This window comes from Paenibacillus residui, from assembly GCF_042677205.1.
Taxonomy (GTDB): Bacteria; Bacillota; Bacilli; order Paenibacillales; family NBRC-103111; genus Paenibacillus_L; species Paenibacillus_L residui.
The window spans coordinates 44,460-59,781 of the sequence record NZ_JBHTIU010000107.1 but is presented as its reverse complement, the minus strand read 5'-3'; the positions used below and the strand labels follow the sequence as shown (position 1 = coordinate 59,781).

The 15,322-nt window shown below is 50.4% G+C and carries 14 protein-coding genes and 1 riboswitch; of the genes, 3 read left to right on the top strand and 11 right to left on the bottom strand.

Going from position 1 to position 15,322, the window contains the following annotated elements:
- Positions 1 to 124: 124 nt before the first annotated feature.
- A complete protein-coding gene (locus tag ACFQ03_RS25030) occupies positions 125 to 994 on the bottom strand; it encodes a putative sporulation protein YtxC (protein WP_379291743.1) in 870 nt (289 codons plus the stop codon).
- Positions 995 to 1,219: 225 nt separating this feature from the next.
- Between ACFQ03_RS25030 and coaA the strand changes: the two genes are divergently transcribed.
- Entirely contained in the window at positions 1,220 to 2,158 is a 939-nt protein-coding gene (gene coaA, locus ACFQ03_RS25025; protein ID WP_379291741.1) for a type I pantothenate kinase, read from the top strand.
- A gap of 58 nt (positions 2,159 to 2,216) precedes the next feature.
- Here coaA and mqnC read toward each other — a convergent pair whose 3' ends face one another.
- The 9 genes from mqnC to rpiB form a co-directional block, all read right to left on the bottom strand.
- Positions 2,217 to 3,350 (bottom strand): cyclic dehypoxanthinyl futalosine synthase, encoded by a 1,134-nt coding sequence (gene mqnC, locus ACFQ03_RS25020; RefSeq protein ID WP_144941572.1) that lies wholly within the window; start codon positions 3,348 to 3,350, stop codon positions 2,217 to 2,219.
- A gap of 172 nt (positions 3,351 to 3,522) precedes the next feature.
- Entirely contained in the window at positions 3,523 to 4,704 is a 1,182-nt protein-coding gene (locus tag ACFQ03_RS25015; protein ID WP_379291738.1) for a trans-sulfuration enzyme family protein, read from the bottom strand.
- Positions 4,701 to 5,879 (bottom strand): aminotransferase class I/II-fold pyridoxal phosphate-dependent enzyme, encoded by a 1,179-nt coding sequence (locus ACFQ03_RS25010; RefSeq protein WP_144941576.1) that lies wholly within the window; start codon positions 5,877 to 5,879, stop codon positions 4,701 to 4,703. Before ACFQ03_RS25010 ends, ACFQ03_RS25015 begins: the two co-directional genes overlap by 4 nt.
- Before the next feature lie 252 nt (positions 5,880 to 6,131).
- Positions 6,132 to 7,061: a homoserine O-acetyltransferase MetA gene (metA, locus tag ACFQ03_RS25005; RefSeq protein ID WP_144941578.1), complete on the bottom strand. Its 930-nt coding sequence runs from the start codon at positions 7,059 to 7,061 to the stop codon at positions 6,132 to 6,134.
- A gap of 136 nt (positions 7,062 to 7,197) precedes the next feature.
- Positions 7,198 to 7,314, bottom strand: a riboswitch (SAM riboswitch).
- Positions 7,315 to 7,561: 247 nt separating this feature from the next.
- Positions 7,562 to 8,545 (bottom strand): HRDC domain-containing protein, encoded by a 984-nt coding sequence (locus ACFQ03_RS25000; protein WP_379291735.1) that lies wholly within the window; start codon positions 8,543 to 8,545, stop codon positions 7,562 to 7,564.
- A gap of 148 nt (positions 8,546 to 8,693) precedes the next feature.
- Positions 8,694 to 9,782 carry an MDR/zinc-dependent alcohol dehydrogenase-like family protein gene (locus tag ACFQ03_RS24995; RefSeq protein WP_144941582.1) on the bottom strand — a complete coding sequence of 363 codons (1,089 nt, stop codon included), beginning with the start codon at positions 9,780 to 9,782 and terminating at the stop codon, positions 8,694 to 8,696.
- A 210-nt stretch (positions 9,783 to 9,992) separates the two neighbouring features.
- Entirely contained in the window at positions 9,993 to 10,631 is a 639-nt protein-coding gene (dhaL, locus tag ACFQ03_RS24990; RefSeq protein WP_379291732.1) for a dihydroxyacetone kinase subunit DhaL, read from the bottom strand.
- 12 nt (positions 10,632 to 10,643) lie between these two features.
- Positions 10,644 to 11,645 (bottom strand): dihydroxyacetone kinase subunit DhaK, encoded by a 1,002-nt coding sequence (locus ACFQ03_RS24985; protein ID WP_379291730.1) that lies wholly within the window; start codon positions 11,643 to 11,645, stop codon positions 10,644 to 10,646.
- Positions 11,608 to 12,105, bottom strand: a complete 498-nt coding sequence (gene rpiB / locus ACFQ03_RS24980) for a ribose 5-phosphate isomerase B (RefSeq protein ID WP_144941588.1) — start codon at positions 12,103 to 12,105, stop codon at positions 11,608 to 11,610. Before rpiB ends, ACFQ03_RS24985 begins: the two co-directional genes overlap by 38 nt.
- Before the next feature lie 690 nt (positions 12,106 to 12,795).
- On the opposite strand from rpiB, the gene ACFQ03_RS24975 reads away from it, so the two are divergent.
- Together ACFQ03_RS24975 and ACFQ03_RS24970 are read left to right on the top strand one after the other, a co-directional pair.
- Positions 12,796 to 13,095 carry a DUF3055 domain-containing protein gene (locus ACFQ03_RS24975; RefSeq protein ID WP_379291728.1) on the top strand — a complete coding sequence of 100 codons (300 nt, stop codon included), beginning with the start codon at positions 12,796 to 12,798 and terminating at the stop codon, positions 13,093 to 13,095.
- A gap of 86 nt (positions 13,096 to 13,181) precedes the next feature.
- Complete coding sequence (locus ACFQ03_RS24970) at positions 13,182 to 13,448, top strand: hypothetical protein (RefSeq protein ID WP_379291726.1); 267 nt, start codon at positions 13,182 to 13,184, stop codon at positions 13,446 to 13,448.
- Positions 13,449 to 13,560: 112 nt separating this feature from the next.
- On the opposite strand, the gene ilvD is transcribed toward ACFQ03_RS24970, so the two are convergent.
- A complete protein-coding gene (ilvD, locus tag ACFQ03_RS24965) occupies positions 13,561 to 15,249 on the bottom strand; it encodes a dihydroxy-acid dehydratase (RefSeq protein ID WP_144941417.1) in 1,689 nt (562 codons plus the stop codon).
- Between the last annotated feature and the right edge of the window lie 73 nt (positions 15,250 to 15,322).

The following is a 15,322-nucleotide window of genomic DNA, read 5'->3' as shown; positions in this document are numbered from 1 at the left end:
GGAGAAGCTCTTTTTCTATATCCGCTTTTTCCAATTCCTACACCCACAGAGATTTTACACTATCATTATAGATCCGGCACGAAAGTAAATGGCATAATGTAGTAAATTCCACCACTGGTCCAGCTTAAGATAACACAGTACACAATTCGACCCGATGCTCGAAGATTTGCTGGATCGTCTTGATGACCTGAAGTTCCGGCTCCCGGGTATGGATATAAATTTTTTGCGGGGATACCGACAGAAGCGCGCTCACAATCAAATCCTCGTCGCTTTCCTCGGCATCGAACGACTCCCCTTTGTTAAAGTGAAACAGCCTGGGATCAATCGGCTTCATATGCTCGTTGAGAAGCTGGAATTCATGGCCGCCCTTATGCATTAGATGTGCAGTAGGGATAATCGTGTCTTGGGCGTAAACGTAATATTTTAGCAGAGCGATAAAATCCTGATATTGCTGGTCCAGCATAATTTCTTCCACGGCGTAATCGACCGCTTCCGCAAGCTCCCGGTTATAATCGCCCAGCCTGAACCGGATGAATCCATCCAGATGAAGAACCGGATTTTCCCATAAATAGGATTGCAAAATGGCCGATACCTTCGCTTTTCTCCTGCCCTTGAGATCGAAGGGATGGGAATAATCCAAGGTCCCGTCAAGAAGCTCTTTGCAGTAGCTGCATATTTTTTCGGTCTCATCGGGGCTGCAGCGATATTGTGAACGGGTAATGCGGCGAATGATCTTAATCTCTTCACAGTCCACGATATATTCAGCCAGAACGCGGCCAATGGCCGTTCCCGCCATTTTGCGCGACTCCTGTTTAAGAACGCCTTGCGTTCCCGAAACCCAATGAACCGTAACCATGAAGCGGTCGGTTTCATATTTCAGTTGATACACATTTTCCGATTTATTTATTTTGTGCAGTTCCTTTTTGAGTGTTTGAACCAAGGCGGCATAATGATTGTCCGGCATATCCGGCAAATATAATTGAAACAGCCTCATCCCGAACCACTCCTTCCCGAACGAAAGTTCTTTTTTAAGTATATGGTGGACGAAAAGCAGATATACGATTAAACTTTACGGGAAGTAAACATTGGAATTGTTGGGGAAAAGAGGTTGTTCAATGAGGGATTGAAAAAAGCGGCAGGTTTTTCCCTTCAACAGGATAGACTACGGATAGTTTGATTTTAGATTTGCGGATACCAGTCTACTGCAGGAGTGATCTGTATGAAAAGTCCATACTCACGCTATTTCGTCTTCACCGCATCCGAATGGGGAAAATTATACAACGGTCCCTCCCCCGGACCATCGCTCACCGGCGAAGAAATACAGGAGCTGCAGGGCATCAATGAATCTCTTTCCGCCGATCAGGTTAAAGAAGCCTACCTCCCCCTGTCTAATCTGTTAAATCTCATCGTGCAGCAGGCCCAAACGATGCGGCATGCCAAGAACGCATTTTTGCATAGAGAAACGGAAAAAATGCCTTTTATTATCGGAATAGCGGGCAGCGTCGCCGTCGGCAAGAGCACGACCGCCCGCCTGCTGCAAAGACTTATTTCGTGTTGGCCCTCCCGCCCCCGGGTCGAATTGGTTACGACGGACGGATTTTTATATCCGAATGAAGTGCTGACGCAGCGGGGACTGATGAACAAGAAAGGCTTTCCGGAGAGCTATGACACCCGCAGGCTGATTCAGTTCCTGGCGGCCGTCAAATCCGGCGCCGCCGAAGTCGAATGCCCGGTTTATTCGCATCTGGAATACGATATCCTGAAGGATCGGAAGCAGGTCGTGGTCCGGCCCGATATCGTCATTGTGGAAGGATTGAATGTTCTGCAGACCAATACGGTGACCAGTGCACCTAACGTGTTCGTGTCCGATTTTTTTGATTTCTCGATATACGTGGACGCGGATACCGAATGGATTGAGAGCTGGTACATAGAACGGTTCAAAATATTAAGAAAAACCGCCTTTCAAAACGAGCACTCTTATTTTCACAAGTATTCGCATCTGAGCGAGCAGGAGGCCTTGGAGATGGCCAGACAAGTTTGGCGGGAGATCAATTATGTCAATCTGATGGAGAACATTTTGCCTACTCGCAGCCGCGCGGACCTGATTCTTAAGAAAACGGAACAGCACAGAATCGAATCCGTGCTGCTAAAGAAATAGTCCCGATTCCGGATCAATATCCGAGTAATCGGGACCGTTGTATTGGCCAGGCCGCGCCTTAGTTTTGCATGACGAAATCTTTGTCTACCGTATCGGCCTCGTCAAACATTTTTATAATTTCATAGCGAGTATTGCGCTGCGCCGGTATTTTGCCGGCCTCGCGAATCAGCTTCAGAATGGTGCCGATATTCACCTTATGGGTCGTACCGGCCGCAGAGACTACATTTTCTTCAATCATGGTACTGCCGAAATCGTTACAGCCATATTGGAGAGACAGCTTGCCGATCTCCGGCCCCATCGTTACCCAGGAGGATTGGAAATTCGGAATATTATCAAGCGTAATCCGGCTGATGGCCAAAGTCTTCAGATACTCCTCCGGAGTCGACTTCTCGGCCTTGATTCGGGTATTCTCCGGCTGGAAGGTCCAAGGAATGAATGCCAAATATCCAGGTGTATTCAGCTTCTGCTGGATACACTTATCCTGGGAGTCCCGTACCCGGATCAGGTGCAGGGCCCGTTCCTCCATCGATTCCCCGAACCCGATAACCATCGTAGCCGTCGTATGCATTCCGAGGCGGTGTGCGGTCTCCATAACTTCAATCCAGTCGCGCCAGGAGCCCTTCAAACGGCTGATCTTGCGGCGAGTACGGTCATCCAGAATCTCGGCTCCGCCTCCCGGAAGGGAATCCAGTCCCGCATCTCTCAGCTCGCGGATGACCTCCTCCAGAGTCAGCCCGTTGGATACTTCCTTCATCTTCATGATTTCCGCAGGGGAGAAGGAGTGCATCTGGATATCGAATCGCTGCTTGATAGCCTTGAGCAAATCCGTATAGTAAGTGAAGGGCAGATTCGGATTCGTCCCGCCCTGCATCAAAATTTCGGTTCCGCCAACATCAATCGTTTCCTGGATTTTCTGAAAAATGGTTTCATCAGGCAGGACATACCCTTCCTCAGAACCAGGCGGACGGTAAAACGCACAAAATCGGCAGTAGACATCACATACATTGGTATAGTTAATATTGCGGCCGACAACAAAGGTTGTAATCGGTTCGGGGTGCCAGCGCTTCATGATCTGATCTGCCGTATGCCCCATTTTTTCAATCTCATCGGACTCGAACAGAGCGATGCATTCTTCCAGTCCAATCCGCTGACCGTCCAGCGCTTTTTGCAAAATCCGGTCTATGGAACTCAAAGTCCCCACATCCCTTCCTAATCTATCGTCCATTCACTAATCGTATCACAAAGGGGTCCCGGACGTCATTACTTTTCGCAGAAGGGCTTCTTGCCGCTTACCCAATCTTCTCCTTAAAGCAGACCTTTCGTCCTATATGGCAGAACGTCAATTTGCTCACCGCCGTAAGGGATCAATCGGTATCAAGAGCCTGTTCCAAATCCGTTATTATATCCTCTACCGCTTCCAGGCCTACGGAATATCTGACCAGACCGTCCGTAATGCCCCTCTCCAGCCGCACCTCTCTTGGCATAGCCGCATGGGACATCATAGCCGGATACGACAGAATACTTTCGACCGCTCCCAGACTTACAGCCACTATTGGAATCCGGACTCGCGACAGCAGCCGCTTGGCCTTATCCCCGCTACCGACATCGAACGATACGACCGCTCCGTAGCCTCTGGACTGCTTCTCATGAATGTCCCGTCCGGGATGATTCGGCAGACCCGGATAATAAACCTTCTCGACATCGGCTCGCCCGGTCAGCCAGTTGGCCAAGCGGATCGCCCCTCTCTCGGAAGCTTCCATTCTGGCCTGCAGCGTCTTCATTCCGCGAATAAGCAGCCAGGAATCCTGAACCCCCAGAACATTGCCCAGTCCGTTCTGAATTTGCTTCAATTCGGTGCCCAACTGTTCGTTGGCGACTACGGCCAATCCGCCCAGTACGTCACTATGTCCGCCCAGAAACTTGGTCGCGCTGTGCAGGACGATATCTACGCCCAGCTCAACCGGCTTTTGATGATAGGGCGTCATGAAAGTATTATCCACCATAGTAAGCAGACCATGGGATTTGGCCCAAGTTGCCACTGCCGGTATGTCGGTAATTTTCAATGTCGGATTGGATGGGGTTTCGATGTAGACGGCTTTCGTGTTCGGACGCAATGCCGCCTTCACCTGGTCCAGATCGGTCATATCGACGAAGGTCGTCTCGATGTTCATGCGGTTCAATATCGTAGTCAGCAGCCGATAGGTTCCCCCGTATACGTCTTCTGTGCAAATAACATGATCGCCTGCCGACAGCATGAAAAATGCCGCGGATATGGCGGCCATTCCGGAAGAAAAGGCAAAACCCCTGCAGCCTCCTTCCAAAGCAGCTATATATTCCTCCAGAACCTGCCGTGTCGGATTGCCCGACCGGGAGTAATCGAACTCGGGAGGGTTGTGGATATCGAAATGATGGAATGTCGATGCCTGATAGATCGGGATGCTGGCCGCACCGGTCTGTTTGCAAAGCTCTGAGCCGAAATGAATCAATCGGGTAGCAAATTCAGGCTCCGCGGTCTTCTGCTTATCCGTTAAACGATCTTTATTCATGAATGCCTCTCTCCTTCTCCGGATTGCTCCTCTGCGGCCGCCGCTTCAAATGCCCGGGTCAAGTCCGCAATAAGATCATCGATATGCTCGATTCCGACAGAAAATCTCAGCAAACGGTCGTCCACGCCAACCCGGTTGCGGATCTCCTCCGGAATATCCCCGTGGGTCTGAACTGCGGGGAAGGTCATCAGCGACTCGACTCCGCCCAAGCTTTCGGCGAATGCGATTAACCGGATCGAACGCAGGATGGGATCGATATACCGGGCTTTCTTCACCTTAAAGGAGAGAATCCCTGTGTTTCCCGACGATTGTTTGTTCTGCAATTCATAATCGGGATGGCTCTCGAGGCCGGGATAATATACTTCATCGACCAAAGGATGCTCGCTCAGAAACTGTGCGATTCGCAGAGCATTGAATTGATGTCTCTCCATCCGCAGCGCGAGCGTCTTCATCCCCCTCATCAGCAGCCAGGAATCGTTCGGGCCGAGGACGGCGCCGATCGAATTTTGCAGGAAGCCGATTTTCTCGCTCAATTCCTTCCCTTTGGTTACGACCAATCCGGCCAGCACATCATTATGCCCGCCCAAGTACTTGGTGGCGCTGTGGATGACTATATCGGCCCCCAGCTCCAGCGGTCTTTGGAAAAAGGGGGTCAGCAAAGTATTGTCGACGATCACGAGCAGCCCGTTCCGTTTCGCCCATTCCGATACTCCCCGCAGATCCGTAATCATCATCAACGGATTGGTCGGCGTTTCGATCAATACCGCTTTCGTCTTCGGAGTCCGATATTTCTCCAGCTCGTCCATCCGATTGGTATCGACGTACGAGGCCGTGATGCCAAACCGGTTCAGCACTTGCTCGATCAGCCTGTAGGTTCCCCCATACAAGTCCAGCGACACAAGCAGATGATCCCCTTGTCCAAACAACGCAAAAATGGTCTGGAGCGCCGCCATACCGGAGCTGAAAGCAAAGCCGGCATCCCCGGATTCGAGATCGGCGATCGCCTCCTCCAGCACGGTGCGGGTCGGATTCTTGGTCCGGGAATAATCGAACCCGGTGCTTTCCCCCAGCCTTGGGTGCCGGAAGGCTGTAGCATTATAAATCGGGAAGCTGACGGCCCCCGTAACCGGCTCCGAGATCGAACCTATTTGAGCCAAACGACTTTCTATCTTCATAGCAAGATCCCCTTCCGCTTAAATTCATTTCATCGATATTGATGTAAAAAAATCCCAGTAATAATGTTGCGAAGATGATCGACTGTACTTCATGGGCGGGCCGTTATCGCTGCCTTCTTACGCCCCTGAACATGAGAACAGGCGGAACGCAAGTCCGCCTGACGCTGCTTCATCCTCATGACTGTGCTGCAGGATTGTGGCATCTGTAATTGCAGGATCGAAACTTGTATCTGCCGGAGCAGTAGAAGAGGCTCACTTCTTCAGTAATTTCGTCGTCTTCCAATCGTATGGAGTTTCCTGATAAACATAGTAATTCAACCAATTGGAAAACAACAAATTCGCATGGGCTCTCCATGTGACCATCGGAGGCTTGGTAGGGTCGTCATTCGGGTAATAATTTTTCGGAATTTCCATGTCCATACCTCTTTGGATATCCCGGTCATACTCCCATTTCAACGTGTTCTGGTCGTATTCCGAATGGCCCGTCACGAATATCTGTCTGCCGTCTTTCGTTGCCGTTATATACATTCCCGCTTCATCGGATACGGAAAGAATTTCAAGCTCCTCCACCCGTTCAATGTCTTCGAGGCTCACTTCCGTATGTCTCGATTGGGGGACATAGAATACCTCGTCGAATCCCCTCAGAAGCTTCACGTTAGGTTTACAAACCCTGTGCGGAAAAACACCGAAAACTTTACGGTCGAGCTTATATTTGGGAATACCGTAATGATGATACAAGCCGGCTTGGGAAGCCCAACAGATATGCAAGGTCGACGTTACGTTTTCTTTCGTCCAATCCATAATTTGACGCAGCTCTTCCCAATAATTGACTTCTTCAAACTCCAACTGCTCTACAGGAGCCCCGGTAATAATCATTCCGTCCAGCTGCTCGTGCTTGATGTCGTCGAATGTTTTGTAAAACATTTCCAGATGCTCCAATGATGTGTTCTTGGAGGTATGTGATTTCGGATGCAGAAGCACAAATTCCACCTGCAGGGGCGTATTGGCAAGCAGCCGCAAAATCTGGGTCTCCGTCGTTTCCTTGGTCGGCATCAGATTTAGAATCGCAATTTTTAAGGGACGAATGTCTTGGTGGAAAGCTTGCTGCTCTCCCATGACAAAGATGTTTTCCTGGCTTAAAATTTCTTTGGCGGGCAAATGATCAGGGATTTTGATCGGCATTGGGAACCCTCCTTGGTCGTAATTAGATCAAAGCTAACGGTAACACGAACGTGCTACTGCGAGAGGGGCTCTCCAACGTTTAAAAAGCCGCCCTTCTCTTATGAGAAAGGCGGCTTAACCAACGCGAGGTTGTCCTCTCTCATCTCTCAGAAGCGAAAGCTTCTGCAAGAATTAGCACCGTGCATTCCTGTCCATAGGAATGTCGGTTGCCGGGTATCATCGGGCCAGTCCCTCCACCTGCTCTTGATAAGAGTTTAAAATATTCATTATTCAGCACATTTGATATCTACTCTAGCTCAAAATAACTCCCCCGTCAAGAGGCGTCTTAACGGCAGCCGATCCTCTATTTCTATATCTGCCGCCCCGGAAATCCCGTTCGTTTCCTTCCCTTTCATACCCCGGGCATCGACTGCATAATGCGATTTTAACCTACCTTTAGCCTAATTGCCGATTCCGCATCCGCTTACTGCTGTATAAGCTCCTTCTTCCCTGCGGTTTCTTTATCCCGCATGTCTGCGGTATTTGAGACGGTACAGCCGGAGCCAATCATAGATCTGGCTAACATCCCTCTGCTTCAATTCGTCCTCGGAGTACAATTGCTGCACGACCGGCTTCAAATAGCGATGCCCGATATCCCGGAACAGCTTCTCCGCCTGTTTCTGTTCCGTCTTCGCTACAGCTTGCAGCTCCATCTCGATGAATGGCCCGACATCGTATCCGTCACGGTCCAATTCCTCCAGCAGAAGAATTAGCTCGCGACGCTCCATCGCCAGTTCGCTAGCGATCTGATCCAGCGTAACTCCTTTCTCCATGGCCTCCAGCAGCGCCCGTTTCGTCTCCCGCTTCTTCTCTCCCGCGGTTTCCTTCTTGCGGTACTGCTCCTCCAGCCATTGTTCAAATAATTCCGGATCCACCTTCTCCTTAACCCAATCCAATGGAAACGGGGTGCTTTGCGGCACTTGCTGCAGCAGCTCCAGCAAAGGCTGTCCGTAGCTCGCCAGCCTCTGCTCCCCGAAGCCCGGAATTTGCCTCAGTTCGTCCAGATTATGCGGAACAAAGACGCTCAGCATCTGCAGAATCCGGTTGGTGGCAATAATGAACGCCGACTTCCCCTCCTTCGCGGCCTGTTCTCTTCTCCACTGCCGCAAAGTGTTAAACAACTCCGACTGCAGGTTGGCTTCGCTGTAATAATGCAGCATCTGGGTGAAGCCGCCTCTCGGCGCCATTCGCCGGCCCAGATCGGTTCCCCGGATCAGGGGCACGAAGCCCTCCTTAAACTTGCCATCCAATCCTTCACGGAATCCTTGAAGCGCTTCGTCCCACATCATCCCTTCATACCAGACATCCCTTACGGCTTTCCCCTCTGCCTGCTCATTCCAGAACACAGACCATTCGCCATGCTCCTCATAGATGGATACGAGGGCTGTCCGCACCCGATTCTCCTCGGTCACCTTCTCCAAAGTGTTGCAAAAAATCAGATTCATTCCCTATTTCCTCCCTTGTTTGGAATTGCGGACAAACAAAAAAAGCACCCCTCTTATCATTCAATAAGAGAGGTGCTTCCTCTGCCGTCCAAATTTTATGCTATTTATCCATATTATACTATATTTTTAATAGATTGCAATCCCTGCTTTAAGGAACCAGAATAATTTTCAAGGAATCCTTGCCGCTCTTCATCATTTCGAAGCCGCGGAGATAATCTTCCAGAGGAAGCTTGTGGGTGACTACCCCTTCGGTCGGAAAATCGCCGTTCCGGATCCCCTCAATGACCAGCGGGTAGCAGTACGGGCCCAGATGGGAGCCGAGAACATCCAGCTCCTTACGGTCGCTGATGATGCTCCAATCGACCGTCACAGGATCCTTGAACACGCTGAATTCAACGAACCGTCCCAGCTTTCTGATCATGGACAGCCCTTGCTCAACCGACTTGGGATGGCCCGTAGCTTCGATATAAATATCGCATCCGTAGCCGTCGGTCATTTTCTTGATTTCCGATACGACATCCATCTTGGCAGGGTTCATTACGAGATCGGCGCCGAATTTTTTGGCCAGTTCCAACCGCTCATCCATCATATCCAGGACGACCAGCGTTTGCGCTCCCGCCTTCTTCGCTGCACCGACCATACCCAAACCCAACGTTCCGGCTCCGGCCAGCACTACGAAATCCCCCAGCTGGATTTGCGCCCTCTGTACCGCATGCAGGGAACAAGCATAGGGCTCGATCAGAATCGCCTGCTCAATCGGCAGCTCCTCAGGGACCTTGTAATTTAGAGCTTCCTTGGTAAATTTCATATATTCGGCCATTCCGCCGTTAACGTTGTTCTGGAAGCCGTACAGATCGTGCTTTTCACACATCCAGTACTGTCCGCGGTTGCAGAAACGGCAATCCCAGCAAGGAACAATTTGCTCCGATATGATCCGGTCGCCGACTTCGAAATTTTTCACCTTATCGCCTTTGGCCACGACCCGGGCGATAAACTCATGCCCCGGAATCATCGGAGCTTTAATATAAGCCGGCTGAGTATCGTCTCCCCAGAAGCTGGGGGCCCCGTCGAACGCCTTAATATCCCCTGCACAAATTCCGCATGCTTCAACTTTTACAATAATCTCCTCATCGTTCTCAAGCTTGGGAGTAGGCACAACCTCCAGCCGGTAATCCCCCGGGGCATAGGCTACAATTGCTCTCATCGTTTCCGGAATGGCATTGTTATGATTAGACATACCTGGTTTCCTCCCGTAAATTTTATGAAACAAGGATAAACGGCTATCGCCGTCCTTAAGGACGGGCGCGTTTACCGATGAAATATAAGAACAAGTATAAGGCGAATACTTTCTCATATTTTAATAAAAGAATTCCGCTGAAAAATTACGTTACTCCTTCTCCCCATGGAGGAATTGGCAAGGCTTCGATTCGATTGATCCCGCTATTCCTTAGCCAAGCTTCCTGAGGGCCTCCAGGAAGGACGACAATATGATATAAGCAGAAACCGAGCCGGGGTCCAGATGTCCGACGGAACGCTCGCCCAGACGGCTGGAACGCCCTTTCTGCGACAGCATCTCAGCCGTAGAGTTCATTCCCTTCTCTCCAGCCGTTACTGCGGCCTCCAGGCTTGCCAGCAAATCTCCGCCCTTGCCCCTCTCCTGTTCAAGCGCTTGCATCGCCGGAATCCAGGTATCCATCATCGTCTTGTCGCCTACCTGCGCTTTGCCTCTTTCCTGGATCCCGTTTACCGCTTTAAGCCAGAACTGCACAACATCCTCTTCGTCCAATTCCGCCTTCCCCTGCAGAGCCATGCCTCCCCTTAAGAATGCAGTCGCATACAGCGGACCTACGGAAGAGCCTACCGCGTTGAGGAACGACATCGCCATGTCCTTGCAGAGCGCAGCGAAATCGTCTCCTTCATAAGAATTCAGCTTATCGACAATGGCCTGCCAGCCGATGGACATCGTTACCCCGTGATCCCCGTCCCCGACCGCGCGATCCAGCTCGGATAACTCGTCTTTCCTCGCTTCAATTTGTTCGGCAATATAGATAAAAATTTGTTTAAAATCGGAAATAGTCAGCTTCATCGCATATCCTCCTTACTTCTGCACATACATTGGGGTGTCTACGGGATGGTCGATCATTTCCGCCAGCTCGTCATCGAGCTTCATAATCGTGATGGAGCAGCCGCCCATCTCAAGAGACGTGACGAATTCACCGACAAAGGAGCGGTGGACTTTAACTCCCAGATTAGCCAGCCTCGCAGCCACCCGGCGGTACATGATGAATTGTTCCATGTAAGTCGTCGAGCCAAGCCCGTTGACCAGCACAGCCACCCGATCATCCGGTGTGAGCGGCATGTCATCAAAAATCCGGTCCAGCAGAGCGTCCGCCACTTCATCGGCGGTTTTCAGCTTTCCTCTCTCCACCCCCGGCTCTCCATGAATACCCAGACCGATTTCCATTTCATCATCGGCCAATACAAAGCTGGGCTTGCCGGTTTGCGGAACCGAGCAGGGGGACAGAGCCACCCCCATGGTACGCGTCTGGTCGTTCGCTTTGCGCGCTACCCGGACGACCTCATCGAGCGAATAACCCTTATCGGCCGCAGCCCCCGCCGATTTGAATACCAGAAAGCCTCCGGCAATCCCCCGCCGACGATCGATATCGCTCTTCGGTGCGGATGCCACATCGTCCGTCACCAGTACGGTTTCCACCCGAATCCCTTCCATGGCGGCCAGCTCCGCGGCCATATCGAAATTCATGCAATCCCCGGCATAATTGCCGTACATATAGATAACTCCCGCGCCTCCATCGACGGCTTTGGTCACTTCAAGAATCGGGTCCGGAGGAGGTGAAGCAAAAACGTTGCCGACAGGCACGCCATCCACGAAGCCTTTGCCGATCACACCCATAAACGCGGGCTCATGGCCCGATCCGCCCCCGATGACGACTCCCACCTTGCCGGGACGAACCGTATCCACACTAACAACCGACCGCTTGTTCTGCGGAAGGATCTTCACGTATTGCGGATAGGCGGCCTCATAGCCCTCAATCATTTCATCAACAACCGAATTGGGTTGATTCATCAGCTTTTTCATCATCACCACTCCTTAGATAGTGCTGTTCCTGTTCCATTATCTTATTTACCTTTCGTTCCGAATTTCCTCGTTGAAACTCTGAATCTATCCAGGCTTCCACAATTTTAAGAGCGGTCTCCGGGCCAATCACTTTGGCTCCCATCGTCATAATCTGGGCATTATTGCTCTTCCTCGCGCGCTCCGCCGAATAGGTATCGTGACATTGCGCCGCCCGAATCCCCGGAACTTTGTTAGCCGCAATGGCTACCCCAATGCCGGTTCCGCATATCAAAATTCCGCGTTCCAGCTTTCCCTTGCGAATATCGTCAGCTACTGCGAAGGCCACATCCGGATAATCGACTTCCTCACAGGAGTAGCAGCCATAATCGGCAGCTTCAATTTGCCTGTCACGCAGGTAAGCAATAATAAGCTCTTTCATTTCGAATCCGTGATGATCGCTTCCAATCGCAATTTTCTTCATTCTCTCACTCCACAAATGTTTTCTTAATAGAAAAATAAATAAGCGCTTTCATAGACTCAGGCAGGATGGATTTTAACTGCTTTCCCTTGACATCCCTCCAAAAATTCTATCCGTCACACTACGTCTGAACACTTTCGATTACTATCGTTATGTACCTATATTACATATTTTTATTTTCATTTGTCAACAAATATACCTAATTTACTTTCAAATGTTTTTCATATTTTGTTGTTTCTTTATTTTGTCAGCTCCAAACCAACAGCAATCACAGCAAAAAACATCAGCACATAAAGCCAGCCGAAAAAAAGAAAAGAAAGCTGGGTACCAAGAAACGATAGCGTACCGGCTCATACACACAGAAACCTGCCTTAAAATTTGCGATTCAACATTTGTAGAGCGATTTCAAAATCATCCGGAAATGCGATTGGAAGTCTAATTTTTGCAATCTGCATCCATTTTCGGAAGCCCTTCCATATCCATACTATATCACGGAACCGCATTGAAATTCTGCGACCTTGGCCATTCAACATTCCTGGTGCACAATTTACGTAGCACATTCAATCCTTAGCTTCTTATGTACCGCTGGCGGAAGGATCCGGCTTGTTGCTCCCGGTTTCAGTACTATATGATATGATGAGAAAGATCAAATAAGCGCGTCCCATTTTATTTATATACAACGGAGGGTATGAAATGTTCGACAAAGACTTGGATTTCTTATATGACGAAACGGAGGATACATCCACCCGGTTTGTCTGTTTTATCGGGGAAAGTATGAGACGCTTCGATCTGGCGGTCACCTCATCTAACCGATTCTACGGGAAGAAGCTCGTTACAGATATTCAATCGGGAGTCACTGCCATTCTCGGGCCGGATGATGTCCATGAGGAAGGATGCCTCGAAAGGTTATTTGGACTGTCGGAAGAAGAAGGCGAAGATTTGAGAGCTTTTCTCTCGCCAATCATCGGGAATGTTCATTTCACGGATCTTTAGAAGTGTTCATTCATAGTTCCCTTCGAAGAGGGGAAGGATAAACCTTATCTTCTTCCAAATAAACCGGAAGATCACGGAGGTGGACTATGAAAGAAGGTTTCGTTAAAGAAAACCGGACCGAAAATACCGATTTGGATACGGTGGAATCGCAGAGAAATGACTTAACGGCCGAGGAATTTCCCGAAGGCCCTTACGGCTCCAGTTTGCTGACCGAATCGCTGGGCAAAAGCTCTCCGTGGAGAGAGGATCAGCGTCCGCCGAACACATACAACTATGAAAATCGCGAGCTTCATGAAGGCATGCAGCGGAATTTTCCCGAAGATCATGAAACCCATGACGAGCCTGAAAAGTAAAAAAAGCATCTAACGGATCTTTGTTCTATACCAGACTAAGAACTTTAAGATCCCTTATGTGATAAAAATAAGAAACGGACGCCTCCAATAGACAGGCGTCCGTTTTTCTTAGTTAAATTTTCATAACACCGCCGGTGCTGGCCGAAGTCACGAGCTTGGAATATCTCGCCAAATATCCGGTCTTCACCTTAGGCTCAAACCCTTTCCAATTCGCTTTACGGCGTTCCATCTCTTCATCGCTGATCTTCAGCTCGATCTTGCGGTTGATCAGATCCAGCTCGATAATATCCCCGTCTTCGACGAATGCGATCGGCCCGCCTTCGGCAGCTTCAGGGGAAATATGCCCGATACTGATCCCGCGGGAAGCTCCAGAGAAGCGGCCGTCCGTTATCAGACCGACCTTGGCGCCCAGTCCCATTCCCACGATTTGCGAAGTCGGAGCGAGCATCTCTGGCATTCCCGGTCCTCCCTTCGGACCTTCGTAACGAATGACTACAACATGGCCTTCCTTGACCTTGCCGTTAGCAATGCCGTGCAGAGCCTCTTCCTGGGAATCGAAGCAGATCGCAGGTCCGACATGACGTCCACCAACCTCCGGATCTACCGCTCCGACCTTAATAATGCTGCCATTGGGAGCCAGATTGCCGAACAGAACGGCCAATCCCCCCTGCTCACTGTGCGGGTTATCCAGCGGACGGATAACATCGGTATCCAAAATTTCACATCCGGCCACATTCTCCGCCAATGTCTTGGCCGTCACGGTAATGCATTCGCCGTTCAGCACTCCCGGCTTCTTCAGCAGCTCATGGATAATCGCGCTGACTCCACCGGCATTGTGTACATCCTCGATATGATAATCCGACGCCGGGGCAATCTTGGCCAGGTGAGGCACCCGCTTGGCCACTTCATTGATCCGTTCGATCGGATATTCAAAGCCTGCTTCATGAGCAAGCGCCAATGTATGGAGCACCGTATTCGTAGAACCACCCATCGCCATATCCAGGGCAAAGGCGTTATCAATAGCTTCCAGCGTAACAATATCACGCGGCTTGATGTCCTTCTCGATGAGCTCCATCAACTGCTTGGCCGAGCGCTTGACAAATTCCTTGCGCGCTTCGTCCACGGCCAGGATTGTTCCGTTGCCCGGAAGCGCCAGTCCCAAACCTTCTGCGAGGCAGTTCATCGAATTGGCGGTGAACATTCCCGAACAGGAACCGCAGGTCGGACAGCCATACTGCTCCAGCTCTTCCAAGCCTTTCTCATCGATTTTACCCGCTTGGTAAGCTCCAACGCCCTCAAATACGGAGGATAGCGAAATGGAGCGGCCGTTCTTGTCCTTCCCGGCCTTCATCGGTCCGCCGCTGACGAACACGGTTGGAATATTGACGCGCAGAGCTCCCATCATCATTCCAGGAGTAATCTTGTCACAGTTGGGGATACAAACCATCCCGTCAAACCAGTGAGCCGCCACCACGGTTTCCAGCGAGTCGGCAATGATTTCACGGCTCGGAAGCGAATAGCGCATTCCGATATGGCCCATGGCAATTCCGTCGTCTACACCGATCGTATTGAATTCGAACGGAACACCGCCCGCTTCGCGGATAGCTTCCTTGACGATTTTACCAAATTCCTGGAGATGAACGTGTCCGGGAATAATATCCACGTATGAGTTACATACTGCGATAAACGGCTTGTCGAAGTCTTCTTCCTTGACTCCTGCGGCACGCAGCAAGCTGCGGTGCGGAGCGCGGTCGAAGCCCTTCTTGATCATATCGCTTCGCATCTTCGATTTCTGTGTCATGCTGGCAAATCCTCCTGACCGGTATATTATAAAAAATAAGAGCGGAAACGGTTCCGCTTCAATATGACTATTA

Bases quoted from the DNA above. Each gene is read 5' to 3' on its own strand.
- ACFQ03_RS25030 (WP_379291743.1), bottom strand. From the start codon at position 994: ATGAGGCTGTTTCAATTATATTTGCCGGATATGCCGGACAATCATTAT.
- ACFQ03_RS24985 (WP_379291730.1), bottom strand. From the start codon at position 11,645: ATGAAAAAGCTGATGAATCAACCCAATTCGGTTGTTGATGAAATGATT.
- dhaL (WP_379291732.1), bottom strand. From the start codon at position 10,631: ATGAAGCTGACTATTTCCGATTTTAAACAAATTTTTATCTATATTGCC.
- ACFQ03_RS25000 (WP_379291735.1), bottom strand. From the start codon at position 8,545: ATGAATCTGATTTTTTGCAACACTTTGGAGAAGGTGACCGAGGAGAAT.
- ACFQ03_RS25010 (WP_144941576.1), bottom strand. From the start codon at position 5,879: ATGAAGATAGAAAGTCGTTTGGCTCAAATAGGTTCGATCTCGGAGCCG.
- ACFQ03_RS24995 (WP_144941582.1), bottom strand. From the start codon at position 9,782: ATGTCTAATCATAACAATGCCATTCCGGAAACGATGAGAGCAATTGTA.
- rpiB (WP_144941588.1), bottom strand. From the start codon at position 12,105: ATGAAGAAAATTGCGATTGGAAGCGATCATCACGGATTCGAAATGAAA.
- coaA (WP_379291741.1), top strand. From the start codon at position 1,220: ATGAAAAGTCCATACTCACGCTATTTCGTCTTCACCGCATCCGAATGG.
- ACFQ03_RS25015 (WP_379291738.1), bottom strand. From the start codon at position 4,704: ATGAATAAAGATCGTTTAACGGATAAGCAGAAGACCGCGGAGCCTGAA.
- ACFQ03_RS24970 (WP_379291726.1), top strand. From the start codon at position 13,182: ATGAAAGAAGGTTTCGTTAAAGAAAACCGGACCGAAAATACCGATTTG.
- ACFQ03_RS24975 (WP_379291728.1), top strand. From the start codon at position 12,796: ATGTTCGACAAAGACTTGGATTTCTTATATGACGAAACGGAGGATACA.
- ilvD (WP_144941417.1), bottom strand. From the start codon at position 15,249: ATGACACAGAAATCGAAGATGCGAAGCGATATGATCAAGAAGGGCTTC.
- metA (WP_144941578.1), bottom strand. From the start codon at position 7,061: ATGCCGATCAAAATCCCTGATCATTTGCCCGCCAAAGAAATTTTAAGC.